At 47.5% G+C, this 12,211-nt stretch carries 9 protein-coding genes; 6 read left to right on the top strand and 3 right to left on the bottom strand.

Translation table 11 applies throughout. The annotated features are described in order from the left end of the window. Positions 1-190: 190 nt before the first annotated feature. A complete protein-coding gene (locus MKY95_RS07130; protein WP_339197717.1) occupies positions 191-2,074 on the bottom strand; it encodes an ABC transporter substrate-binding protein in 1,884 nt (627 codons plus the stop codon). 93 nt (positions 2,075-2,167) lie between these two features. Here MKY95_RS07130 and MKY95_RS07125 point away from each other — a divergent pair, with 93 nt between their 5' ends. The 4 genes from MKY95_RS07125 to MKY95_RS07110 all read left to right on the top strand — a co-directional run bounded on the left by MKY95_RS07125 (position 2,168) and on the right by MKY95_RS07110 (position 6,862). Continuing rightward, entirely contained in the window at positions 2,168-3,448 is a 1,281-nt protein-coding gene (locus MKY95_RS07125; protein WP_339189115.1) for an MFS transporter, read from the top strand. Positions 3,449-3,622: 174 nt separating this feature from the next. Then, positions 3,623-3,832, top strand: a complete 210-nt coding sequence (locus MKY95_RS07120) for a helix-turn-helix transcriptional regulator (RefSeq protein ID WP_017690042.1) — start codon at positions 3,623-3,625, stop codon at positions 3,830-3,832. Between the two features lies 1 nt (position 3,833). Beyond that, entirely contained in the window at positions 3,834-4,604 is a 771-nt protein-coding gene (locus tag MKY95_RS07115) for a DUF3169 family protein (protein WP_047842012.1), read from the top strand. Positions 4,605-4,654: 50 nt separating this feature from the next. Beyond that, positions 4,655-6,862 (top strand): serine hydrolase, encoded by a 2,208-nt coding sequence (locus MKY95_RS07110; protein ID WP_036611200.1) that lies wholly within the window; start codon positions 4,655-4,657, stop codon positions 6,860-6,862. 153 nt (positions 6,863-7,015) lie between these two features. On the opposite strand, the gene MKY95_RS07105 is transcribed toward MKY95_RS07110, so the two are convergent. After that, entirely contained in the window at positions 7,016-8,065 is a 1,050-nt protein-coding gene (locus MKY95_RS07105) for a hypothetical protein (RefSeq protein ID WP_036611202.1), read from the bottom strand. After that, complete coding sequence (locus MKY95_RS07100) at positions 8,065-9,900, bottom strand: HSP90 family protein (RefSeq protein ID WP_036611204.1); 1,836 nt, start codon at positions 9,898-9,900, stop codon at positions 8,065-8,067. The genes MKY95_RS07105 and MKY95_RS07100 overlap by 1 nt, the downstream gene beginning before the upstream one ends. 446 nt (positions 9,901-10,346) lie before the next feature. Here MKY95_RS07100 and MKY95_RS07095 point away from each other — a divergent pair, with 446 nt between their 5' ends. Both MKY95_RS07095 and MKY95_RS07090 read left to right on the top strand, forming a co-directional pair. Further along, a complete protein-coding gene (locus MKY95_RS07095; RefSeq protein ID WP_036611206.1) occupies positions 10,347-11,252 on the top strand; it encodes an ABC transporter ATP-binding protein in 906 nt (301 codons plus the stop codon). Beyond that, positions 11,245-12,078: an ABC transporter permease gene (locus MKY95_RS07090; RefSeq protein ID WP_036611208.1), complete on the top strand. Its 834-nt coding sequence runs from the start codon at positions 11,245-11,247 to the stop codon at positions 12,076-12,078. The genes MKY95_RS07095 and MKY95_RS07090 overlap by 8 nt, the downstream gene beginning before the upstream one ends. Positions 12,079-12,211: the final 133 nt, after the last annotated feature.

Below are 12,211 nucleotides of genomic sequence, written 5' to 3'. Positions count from 1 at the left end.
CGATGACAGAACAACCTTCTGATCGCTGTTATCCCCAGATTTTTTTGATTTCTTTTCATAAAGTGAAAATCCGGGGATAAAGGCGAACGCTCTGCTTCCTCAGGTTATTTCTGTCCTCTCCGTTTTGTATAAATGTTTAGTTCAATTTATATAGAAAACGCCTGATTCATTTCCGTTGTGGCAGCTAATCCTACCACAACGGAATATACACCGGATAACTCGTATCCTCTTCAGCAGCCCCAGGGCTTCTCTTCACCCACAATCTGCGCAGATCAGGCAGACCATACCCCGCAAGACGATAATCTCTCAGCGAATCATGATGGGCGTGTTCTTCCTTGAAGCTGTATGTGGGCAGAAGCAATGCCTCCTGAATCAGTCGATCTTCTAGCCGAATCAATCTATTCAACCGCTCCGCAGCTTCCTGGATCATGACCACTCGTCCACATTCCTGTTCCAGTTCATGTCTCCAGTAATCATTCATCGCAATCAGGAATAACGTGTTCTGGAAGGTGTACATCGTCACGAGACTCAGCACGACATTATCATTGAAAATTTCTCCTGTATAGATCAGATCACAATCCCCAAACCCATCTTGATAGACTGCGTGGACCGGATCTCCCGGCATAATGTTGATATATAGGCCAATCTGTTTACATCTCTCTGCAAACCAGACCATATCCGTCTCCATCTTCTCGCCTTCTTCCACCCACAGACTTAAACTCTGCCCTTGATAAGAGCTATGACGCAATAATGCTGAGGCCCGCGCCAGTGAGGTCTCCACGGAAAGTTCAGGTACAGGTGTGACCGAACCATCCGGTTGTTCCGATTGCTGTTTCCCTGGCTCCCCTTGATCTGAACCCACCTTTAAAGGTTGCTGTACTCGTCCTCGAATCAGACTATAAGCAGCCTGCGTGTTCGTGCTTCCGAGCGCTTGCGACAACTCCTGCGCATTCAATAGCTGTTGAACAGCCCGGCGAAAATTCACCTCATGCTGCGGCCCTTCCTTCTGCATATTAAACGTCATATACATGCCACCCTGCATCTCATGCTGCACGGCACGAGGCTCCGCATCCGGAAATATATTATGCTTGATGACGGACTCCACCCTCCCAGAATGGGGAAGTTGCCATATTTCAACGCGGTCAATATAGGCTCGGCCTCGGAAGTAGGAAGGGAATACTTCCAACACAAGCAGCTTGGAATCATGACGCGTCAACCGATAAGGTCCTGTTCCAATCGGATGGAGCGGATTCATCTCCACATCTCTCGGCAAGATCGATGCAGACATACTGCTCATCAGATCCGGGAACATGAAGTTAGGCTTGTTTAACACAAAACGTACAGTCAATTCGTCCAACGTCTCTATGCGCTCAATAGATCCAAACAGAGGCCTGCACGGGTTACTATTGTCAGAGATAATACGATCAAAGGTAAACTTCACGTCCTCTGAATCCAATATTCTGCCATGATGAAAGGGTATACCTTTGTGCAGATAAAAGGTCCATTCGCTCCCCTCTGAATGACTCTCCCATGCCACAGCCAGACTCGGTTCACAGACCTGGTGTTCAGCATTATAACGAACCAAACGATCAAAAACCTCTGCAACAATAAAAACTTCTCCCCACATGGCCGTCTGCGTGGGATCCAATGTCTTAAAAGGGATATTCCGTGGAATCCGCAATGTATCCACTCGTCCTCTGTCCCCTCCATTCGAACGCAGACCAAATTGATGCTGCATTTGCTGCATAAGATGTTCTCTCATCGTAATTGGTAAGGTGGCGGCCAGTTCATAGGCGTCCTCCATCCTGTTCCCATCCAGGAGATGGTCAAATCGTTCACGCGCCACTTCAAGCAACGGGACACAAAATACCAGCATCGATTTTTTGCCTCTTCCGCGCTGCGGGTTCCACCTGACCCATCCGTTCTCCTTAAATTTGTTCATAATGAGGTTCATATTGCGCATGGTACAACATAAAAGATCGGCAAGTTCACCTACCGTTGTAAGTACTTCTTGTTCATCATGTACATGTGGAAAGTTTAATCGCAGTTGAATGTAATGTTCTGATACGTCCATATATACCCTACCTTCTGCTAAAATACGAAATCCATCCGGATGCTTCTACAGTTTTTCTTCAGGTTTTCCTCCATTATACTCAGTAACATCAACATGACCAGTGGGAAGGAAGAACAACGATTTATGAAATACGCCGATCTGCACCCGAACATCAGGATACGTATCATTACTGATTTTTTCACCGATCTGACCCAAAAGTCCATCATTCCATTCATGGCGATCTATCTGAGTATTCAGATTGGCGCAGGTTTGGCGGGGTTATTGCTGACGGTCAATATTGTGGCTTCCATGATTGTGGGATTGTGGGCAGGATATTGGTCTGACCGAATTGGACGAAAAAAATTAATGGTGATCGCACAAAGTCTCCAAGTCATGGCTCTACTCGGCTTGGCCATCGCCAATTCTCCGTGGATGGATTCGATCATCGTCACTTGCCTCATGTTTCTGCTCAGCAGTCTCAGTTCAGGGATCACCGTGCCGATTGCTAATGCCATGATTGTCGACGTGAGCAGTGAACATGAACGTCATTATGTATATGGGTTGCAATATTGGACAACAAATGTTGCTGTAACTTTTGGTGCACTGATGGGCGGGCTGTTTTTCGAATCATTTCGTTTCCTATTGTTCAGTCTGGTATGCCTTGAAAGCCTAGCTACCCTGTTTATTTTGATCTTTATGATTCGTGAAACAATGGATAAACGTGAATCAGGTTATGGCGATGCTCCCATCCAGAGGAACATATTGAAAACCTACTGGGCGGTCTTTCAGGACAAACGTTTCATGATATTTTTCACGGCTACTGTACTTGCAGTCTCCCTGGAATTTCAATTGGATAAATACATCGCTGTTCGTCTAAAAAATGAATTCACCGCCCAACTGCTCGGCTCAGATATCTCAGGTCTGCATATGTTCAGCCTGATCATGGTCATCAACACCGTAATGGTTGCCTTGGTTGCCATTCCATTCACCAGATGGATAGGTCGCTTCCAGTCCCGATCTATTATGACTGTTGGTATGCTCCTCTACACCGCAGGTTTCACCGTACTTGCTTTCAGCAACTGGGCCTGGTTACTCATCTCATCCGCTATATTGCTAACAATTGGAGAGTTGATGTATGCCCCTGTTCGTCAGGTCATGCTCGCGGGTATGATTCCAGATTCGGACCGTGCTGCCTATATGGCTGCTGACGGGTTGAGTTACAACGCTGCTGCCCTTCTCGGCAGTCTCGGGTTAACCATTGGAGCCTTTCTGCCCTCCTATGCGATGGCTGGTCTGTATATCCTGATGGGGCTTGGAGCGCTCATCTTTTTCCGAATGTTACTTCGGAAGGCAGAGGAACAGAATCAACATCTGCCGTGTGCAGATGCATCTTGATTTCACTTTTCTGGCAACTTTTCGGACAACAAAATAATCATCCTAGGGAGCCCAACTGGCTCTCTTTTTCATGTCCATGATCAACGTTCAGAAGTAAATTATCTTTAACATTTTGTATATTATAGTTTACATTTAGTCAAATATCATGTACATTAGGTTCATGGAGGTGAGCAAGTGGAAGAATTACACAATCACGTTCGGGAGTTACGAGCCAGAGACCGGCTATCCCAAGCAGAACTGGCCAAACTCATTGGTGCATCCCGTCAAACCATTGCCCTGATTGAGCGTGGAGATTACTCTCCGTCGGTCGTTCTGGCACTAAAAATAGCACATGTATTTCGTGAACCTGTCGAAAAAATCTTTGAACTGAAAGGTGGAGATTAAAATGAAAAATTCATCATCCTCGTCCATTAAAAAGCGGTTGCGTCTTCCCTTGTATGCAGCCGGTGGCGCTGTAGTTGGTTTTCTCGGCGCTAGCGGAGTCAGTAAACTCCCTTCTGACTTGAACTGGACGCTGTCCGTGTATTATGACTATGATCTTTTATTCGCAATCCTGGCGGCTCTTGTGGTAGTTATGACGGTGTGGAACATCTTCAGTCTCTCCCGCACGCCATCTGTCCCTCCCATGGAAAATGATGCTTATGGAGATTCCGATTCACTCATCTCTCCCGCAGAGCGCTCCCTCGGAAAAGCGATGATCCTCAGCGGATTCAGCGTTATTCTTACGTTTACCTGGGCAGCACTTGCCTTGTCCTTGTATGCATCCAACCGAACCATGCCGAATTCTCCAGAACTGTTCAACCTCTTGAATTTTGTTGCTTCGTGTATCTCTATTATCATCGTCGTGGTCGTGCAAACTCTGACTGTGAAGCGATACAACCGTTATTATCCTGAACGCACTCTGGATCTGAACTCGCGCAATATGAAGAAAGATCATTTTGAGAAGCTGGATGAAGGCGAGAAATGGATTGTCTATCGCGCAGCCTATCGTTCTTTTCAGATGATGAATGTACTTCTTGGTGTTGGAATGGTCTCTATGGTTCTATATTCGATGCTCTTTACCTTTGCTCCATTCCCGATTGTAATGCTCTCTGTGATCTGGATTGCCAACATCGGAATCTATTATCGTGAAACCTATCGTGCGAGTAATCAGTAATACATGGTTAGGTAACTATTTTGTAAATATTTTCATAAAGGAGTGTTTGCATGCATTTATCCAAACGAAAGACCCGTTTCAGGTTCACCTCCCTAACAGGAGCTTTTATGGCTGTGGTTCTGTCTCTCAGTCTGTGGGTACCCGCAGTTCAGGCGGAGACCGCAACTCCAGTAGCTGCTGAACAAGGAAAGACGAAAGCGCTGACAACCGAATCAGCTACAGCATTTCTGGATTCATTCTTCGATTCACCTGAGGCAAAAGCCCATTATGTGGGAGCCTCCGTTGTTGTTGTGAAGGATGGCAAAGTTCTGGCGGAAAAAGGATATGGCTTCTCCGATGTGGAGAGTAAAACAGCGATCGATCCCAAAAATACCGCTTTCCGCGTAGCCTCTGTCTCCAAAACGTTCACGTCAGCAGCTGTAATGCAGCTGGTAGAGCAAGGCAAGGTTGATCTGCAAGCTGACTTTCAGACCTATGTGAAAGGGCTCGAATTTGATAATCCTTTTGACAAACCTGTAACTGTGGAGAACCTGCTCACACACACGACCGGATTCGAGATCCGTGATCCGCAGCAGGAAGACATCCATACTGATTTCGACAAGTACATAGCGATGGAGGATTACGCTAAGCAACACATGCCTCCTGTCGTTCGCGAGCCTGGTAGCGCCTATATGTACGATAATTTCTCGTTTTTGCTGCTTGGTATGATTGTTGAAAATGTAAGCGGCGAACCCTTTGAATCCTACATGCAACAACATATCTTCAAACCGCTAGGAATGGATAACAGCAGTTTCATGCTGGACAAAAAGTTCCAAAAGCAGCTGGCCACGGGCTATGATGCGGCACACAATCCGCTTGATCTTTACACCATCTCTCCAACACCAATGCCTCAAGGTGGCATGTTGTCTACCGCTGAGGACATCGGGAAGTTCATGATTGCGTTCCTGAATGATGGCGTGAAGGACAACAAGCGAATTTTCAAGGAATCCACGGTAAAAAGTATGGAACAGTACCGTTCTTCCATTCATCCACTGTTACCAAACACGACGTATGGATTCGAAGCTGCATTTCAGCTTCCCGGAGCAGGAAGTAGTCCAAAAGTTATTACAAAAGGAGGCGACCTGACCGGATTCAGCTCTTATCTCTTCCTTATTCCCGAGCAAAATACAGGCGTTTTCCTGACGTATAATCAAAATGGAGCACTTCGTAACCTGTTCTACCCTGCATTCATCCAGAGCTTCTTCCCGGAATATGCAGAGCCTGTACAGTTCAAGGAATACACGCCGCAATCCGCAGCTGAGCTGCAACGCTTCACCGGATTGTACGCAGATCTTCGACTTAGCACGATTGTAAGTTCCTTGAAAGGTGGCGGGGATAAGCCAGGACAACTGAGCATTAACGATGTATTCCTGGGTCAACGCAACCTGATTCAGGTGGAAGATAATCTCTTCAAAGATGAATTGACTGGTCAATTCACAGCATTCAAAGAATATGCAGATGGAACCACATACATGAAAGAACCTTACCTCAACCCTATGGGTTATGAGAAAAAAGGTCAAAAGCCTATGGGCTTCCGGGATGTTCGTGAGAACAGTCCTTATGCCGAAGCCATCTATGCCATACAATCTCTTGGATATTATGAGAATGATGGCAACAAGTCTTTCCAACCAAAAACAGGTGTGACACGAGCTGAATTTATTGAGAACACCCTTAAACTGAGTGGATTGAAGCCCAGCAAAACTACGCCTCCTGCTGGCACCGACTGGGCAGATCATGCAGCAGCCGGATATATTCAACTCGGATATGAGTTGGGTATGATTACTGGCACGGACGAACAGCAATTTAAGCCGGATCAAGTGATTATCCGACAGGAAGCAATGGTCATGATGTGGAGAATTATGCAACTACAATATCCTAGCGAACTGTTCAATGATGTGAAACTTGCGGGGCACACAGATGCATGGGCTGTACCAGCCATTCAGATGATGGCGAAGCTTGGTATCCATGGACCCGAGGTGAAGGTAATGGAGGATGGTTCTGTTGATTTCCTTTCCCGCAAACCTCTGATTCGTCAGGAAGAGGCTGCGATCATGTATGCGCTGCTTACCCAACCAACAGATCAAATCGTCGCTGAACTGATGGCTGCTCAGCAGCCACAAGCAGAACCTGCTGAAGGAGCTGAGCCTGCAGATGAGACATCTGAAACTGCTCCGGTTCCTGTACCAGCGCCGGTCCCTTCTGTGACTTCAGCACAATAAAAATAAAACATCTTCATACCGATTAGATTGATCATGCTTATGATGCAAGAAAAAAACAGGCTTGTTCAGAAGGATACAATCCTTCTCGAACAAGCCTGTTTCGTTACTTTTCATAACTTATTATAGCGATCTGTTACTGAGTTATATCCGTCTCTATTCGATCAACGAAGATACATGGTGGTTCCCGTTGCGCTGATCAAACTTAGCTGCAGCGGTCTGAGCATGCTCCGCAAAGTAATCGGCCAGCTTGAGCAGGTCGCCCGGATCGCCTTCATACGGGAAGGATGCTGGCAGACGCAATCGGTATTCTGGAGATTCTTCCACCCAGCGGCGAAGCAACGATGCTGCTCTGGCATAAAACAACATTTTGGCGTAAGGATCTTCATGATCAGCAGCGAACACCAGTGTTTCCTCCAGCACATCAATGCCTTTTGCCGGATTCGTACGTGTGAGATAATCCATCTGCTCCGCAAAACTCTGCACAAAATCGTTCTGGCCTTTGATCAGGCGATATCCCTTGGTCTGATGTTTATCTGCTTCCGCAGTCCGTCCCAACCGATATAGCGGCATCAAAATTTCAGACAAAGTCAGATGCGGAATCTCTGCACAGCTCATACGCCCTTTCAGGATAGGCTGTGCCGCCTCCAACACCTTCTCATCGTCTCCTTTTAACAAGAAATATCGCATAATCTCATCCTGCTCACAGGCTTCGCAGTCACTCATAAAGTCACGATCCATCGTTCTGAATCGATCATAACTGCGTCCCGCTTCCTCCAGCTCCCCAAAATCCATAAAGATCCGGAACCGATAATACCAGTAGGAGCGTTCGCTGTAACCGTAGGACTTGAAGCGCCGTCCGAAATCCTCCAACAGCTCTAGGATCTTCTCGCGTGATATTTCCGGGAAGTCGGGCATCTTGCCCAATATCCATTTGTACGACCACATTAACGTTTCTTCATCATATTCTTCGGGTTGTTGGTCGAACTTGCCCAGCTGCCAGGAAAAAGCAATCAGCGCTTTCATCGGATAACCACAGAATGTTGCTGTCTCCACAATCTCCGATCTTGCTTCATATGCCTCTTCCTCCATGCCGTTCACATCGGCAACTCTTGCTGCTTCCTCCAGCATACCAAGTTTCGCCGGACCATTGGGCAAACCATAGGCCTCGTCCATCAGTTCTTCAAAATCCATCTCTGTCTTCATCAGGCATCCCCCTTACGATCTGTATTTGCACGCAAACCCCAATCTATAAAACGAACAATGCCCTGATTTAACACTTCAAGCTCCTGCTTGCTCATGGCATAATGCCCCATCATCAGTGCATTGACGTATAACATTTCGATGGCAATCGGCGTCATCTGGTCATCCGGTGATGTCAGTACCCGCTGAATGATCGGATTACTCACGTTCAAATACAAGGTTGAGTACCCTGCTGAACTCATGCCAGAAGACAATGAACCCAGAACAGACGAGAACAATTCCGTGCTCTCCTCGCTTGCTTTTTCAAGCGCACGCAGGGTTGAGGATTCCTGAGACAGTGTGAACAACACTGGCAGATCCGATGGCTTAAAACCTTTCACCTCAGCCCGACAGCGGAAGCGCTGTAAGGCAGAATCGGCCAGTCGCAATGCATCATAATACTGATTACGCTCAGCGGGTGGCACATCGGTGAAACTCATCGAGACCTGATCCGGCTGTAGCCGCTCCGTGTGTACGTTGTGCACGGTCATTGGCAGTGTCGCCATCAACTCGCTGTCATAGATGTAACCACCATTAATCACCAGCATCGATTGTGCGGATGCCACATGATGAATCTGACGGTACTCATCAACAGAGGACGTGAAATACAACGTCTCTCCTTCATCGATCAGCTCACCAAGTTCACGGTGACCCCTCGTGCTCTCAAATGGCAGCCAGCGGTGAATCATCGCGTAGAATGCTTGATCCTGCACAGCCAGTGCCTTCATGGACAGAGCATGCAGGCGAATCAGCTTCTGTAGCCGTTCTGTCTGGCTCTCAGCCATGTCGGCCAGTCCCTTGCGAAGTGCGTCTCCGAGTTCGGAGCGAACTTCCTCCAGCTTTTCATTTTCATAAAAATGTTCCCGTGATGCCGTCGGTTGAAGCTCATCTGTCCAGATCAGACATTTCACGAAGAAAGCCCACTCTGGCAAAATGTTCTCAGCCTTCTCCGAAATCAGCATTCGCTTCAGGTAAACCCGGTGAGAACGCTTGGCATTCAGATTAACCGCGTGTGGCAGTACAAAAGCAATACCCCCGGTACGGCCTGAAGCTGTCGTCAACGGAATGAAGTCCTGGAACTGCTCGCCAAGCAGACGTTCACCAAAAGCCAATACCTCCGCTCTGCGTGAACGTGCGAGTGCAGGGTCCATCAGCCAGATCGGTGTCTCGCTATTCACCACATGTTGCGCGCCGTCATGATACAACGTGACCGGATACGGCAATAATGCTCCGTAATAGAACAGAGCTTCTTTCACATACTCTGGTTCAAAGTAGTGCGCCGCGTCCGGTGTGCAACGCAGATATACTTTGGTCCCCGGGGACAGCTGTGTGTCCAACTGTCGAATCGTATAGGTGCCATCCGGCTTGCCCCGCCACTCCATCGAAGGGCCGCCCTTCGCGGATTGCGTCAGCATGACAATTTCGTGACTCACCATGAAACAGGATAACAACCCAATCCCGAAACGCCCGATAAAGGACGTCTCTCCATCCAGCAGCGCTTGCTGCCCCCTCTTCGAGGATTGTCCAATCATCGCCAGGAATTCATGGATGTCAGCTTCAGTCAAGCCGATGCCGTTATCCTCCACCATCATGGTCAATTGCTCACCTGTTCCCGTCAGTTCAACACGAACTTCACCCTGATACCCTGGCTCCGCCTCCGTTCGTGCGGTAATCGCATCCGTCGCATTCTGCATCAGTTCGCGCAAGAACACTTTAGGACTGCTATATAGATGGTTGGATAAAATCTGGATCATCCCGCTCAGGTTCACTTGAAAACGATATTCATTGGATGCTGTCATGACTCACTCACCTTCCTCTACGTCCAATACACAATATGTACCCATACGATGTATTCATATGGATGTGTTAGACGAATTCATTATGTAATCGTTAGAAACAGACGTTCCCCGTGACAGGCACGCCAAAACATCACGTCAAGCCGGCCCTGGATAACCAAGACCGGCGTTATATGCATATTTCAGGCATTCATGAGACGTAAGGCCTTATCTTTCATTACCACGTTATGAATAGCAATGAAACGGATGTTCTACCCTAAAATAAGGATACATGTTACAAGGCAGAGTGAAAACAAACCTGAGACCCGATTTCAGACAGACTTCAGGGTAAATGTGCATCTTACATTCGGGACTATTGAAGGAGGAATAGATCTTTTTTGTCGTCCATTTGAACGATATCAGCCTACCACACGTATAATCTCCAAACTCAGATCGGACGGTGAATATACATGATCGAAGTACGCAACATATCCAAGCAATTCAAGGTGCATCAAGCACTGCATGATGTCAGTTTCACAGTTAAACAAGGCAGTGTCACCGGGTTGATTGGACCCAACGGTTCAGGCAAAACCACACTGATCCGTATCATGAATGGTGTCTTAGGCGCTTCCGGTGGACAGGTAACCATTAACGGATTGGACGCCGCTCGTGAGGCGGAGAAAGTACTGGCCATGTGTGGCACTCTTACCGAGCAAAGTGGATTATATGAAAATATGAGCGGGCGTGACAATCTGACTTTCTTCGCAGATGTTTTTGGCCTGAAGCATGCCAAGAAACGAATCGACGAGCTTGTAAATCTGTTCGAGTTGCAGGATTATCAGCATCGAAAAGTCGGCACCTATAGCACAGGCATGAAGAAACGCTTGGGCCTTGCACGAGTACTCTTGCACCGTCCTTCCATCCTGTTTCTGGATGAGCCCACCAATGGCCTGGATCCGGATGGAATTCAGATGGTGCTGCGCTTTATCCGTCAGTTAAATAAGGAAGAAAAGATGACAATCCTGGTCTCATCCCATGTGCTGTCCCAGTTGTCAGCCGTCTGTGATCATTATATTTTCATGGAAAAGGGGCGCATCGTTGAGGAAGGCACGGAACAGGAGATTGTTAGCCGGTACCTGTCCACTCCGAAGCTCGAAGTAGAAGCCGACATGCCCGAAGGATGGCACACAGCAACCGACTACACACCTGAAATAATCTCCACACATCAAGCAGTATTTCAGCTTACATCGCGTGAAGATATTCCATTACTGCTAAGGCAATTAACGGAGCATGGTCAAGTCTATCAGGCCCGCATCACGGGCAGTGATCTGGAAAGTATCTATTTTGCCATAAGGGAGGCACACCACCATGAATAACCGCCAAGCCATACGTGCACTGGTACGTAAAGATATCCGGTCCGTCACAGCCAGCGTTCAGCTCTGGTTGCCCATGTTGATCGTTCCACTGATTATTGGAATCATCATGCCCTCTGCCCTCCTGTGGGCGGCCTCCAGAATGGAACTTCGTTCTCTGGGCAACATCAGCTTTCTGCTCGAATCATTGGATGCGTTAACCCATGGTGGACAGATTCCTCAGCTTGCTTCCATGCCTACAGATAATCATCGTATTGTCTATTACTTGGCCATGTATATGTTCGCTCCCTTGTTTCTCATCATTCCGGTGATGGCCTCCAGCATTCTGACGGCCAATAGTTTCGCTGGTGAGAAAGAACGCAAGACGTTGGTAGGGTTGTTATTCACACCGATCAGCATGGACACTCTTTTTAAAGGCAAAGTGCTAGTTGCCCTGATCCCTTCCATTCTATTATCCTGGGTTACTTTCCTGATCTATGGAATCATTGCCAATATTCTGATGTACCCCATGTTTGGAACCTTGATGTTTCCCAATCTGAACTGGATCATACTTGTCGTGTGGGTTGTTCCCGCTTGCAGTCTTATGGTCATTTTATTAAACGTCCTGATCTCGGCCAAGGTCCGTGGGTTCCAGGAAGCCTATCAGCTCGGCGGATTAATTGTCCTTCCCCTCATCGCCTTAGTCGCTGGTCAAGCCAGTGGCATGCTGCTGATTGGTCCTTGGATGTTACTCATGATTGGAGCAGTGCTCCTGCTCATAAGTTTGGTTCTTCTTCGTCTGGTCGCGTCGTGGAATAGTCGTCAGCAACTGGCGGAAAGTCAGATTTGAATGATGTGGAGTGTAGCGACGAAATTCAACAATCTACACTGTCGCTCCGCTATGCAGATTGAGAAATAAATATACGCAGGTTATGATGTGGAGATATATGCTATGGGATGATTTTAGAGAGGAATGGAACAAC

Origin of the sequence: Paenibacillus sp. FSL P4-0176 (assembly GCF_037975265.1) — a bacterium.
Lineage (GTDB): Bacteria > Bacillota > Bacilli > Paenibacillales > Paenibacillaceae > Paenibacillus > Paenibacillus amylolyticus.
The sequence above is the reverse complement of the archived record's forward strand: the minus strand, read 5'-3'. Positions and strand labels throughout refer to the sequence as shown.

Coding starts and splice junctions, on each gene's coding strand:
- MKY95_RS07130 (WP_339197717.1), bottom strand. CDS start 2,074: ATGGACGTATCAGAACATTACATTCAACTGCGATTAAACTTTCCACAT.
- MKY95_RS07125 (WP_339189115.1), top strand. CDS start 2,168: ATGACCAGTGGGAAGGAAGAACAACGATTTATGAAATACGCCGATCTG.
- MKY95_RS07115 (WP_047842012.1), top strand. CDS start 3,834: ATGAAAAATTCATCATCCTCGTCCATTAAAAAGCGGTTGCGTCTTCCC.
- MKY95_RS07110 (WP_036611200.1), top strand. CDS start 4,655: ATGCATTTATCCAAACGAAAGACCCGTTTCAGGTTCACCTCCCTAACA.
- MKY95_RS07105 (WP_036611202.1), bottom strand. CDS start 8,065: ATGAAGACAGAGATGGATTTTGAAGAACTGATGGACGAGGCCTATGGT.
- MKY95_RS07100 (WP_036611204.1), bottom strand. CDS start 9,900: ATGACAGCATCCAATGAATATCGTTTTCAAGTGAACCTGAGCGGGATG.
- MKY95_RS07095 (WP_036611206.1), top strand. CDS start 10,347: ATGATCGAAGTACGCAACATATCCAAGCAATTCAAGGTGCATCAAGCA.
- MKY95_RS07090 (WP_036611208.1), top strand. CDS start 11,245: ATGAATAACCGCCAAGCCATACGTGCACTGGTACGTAAAGATATCCGG.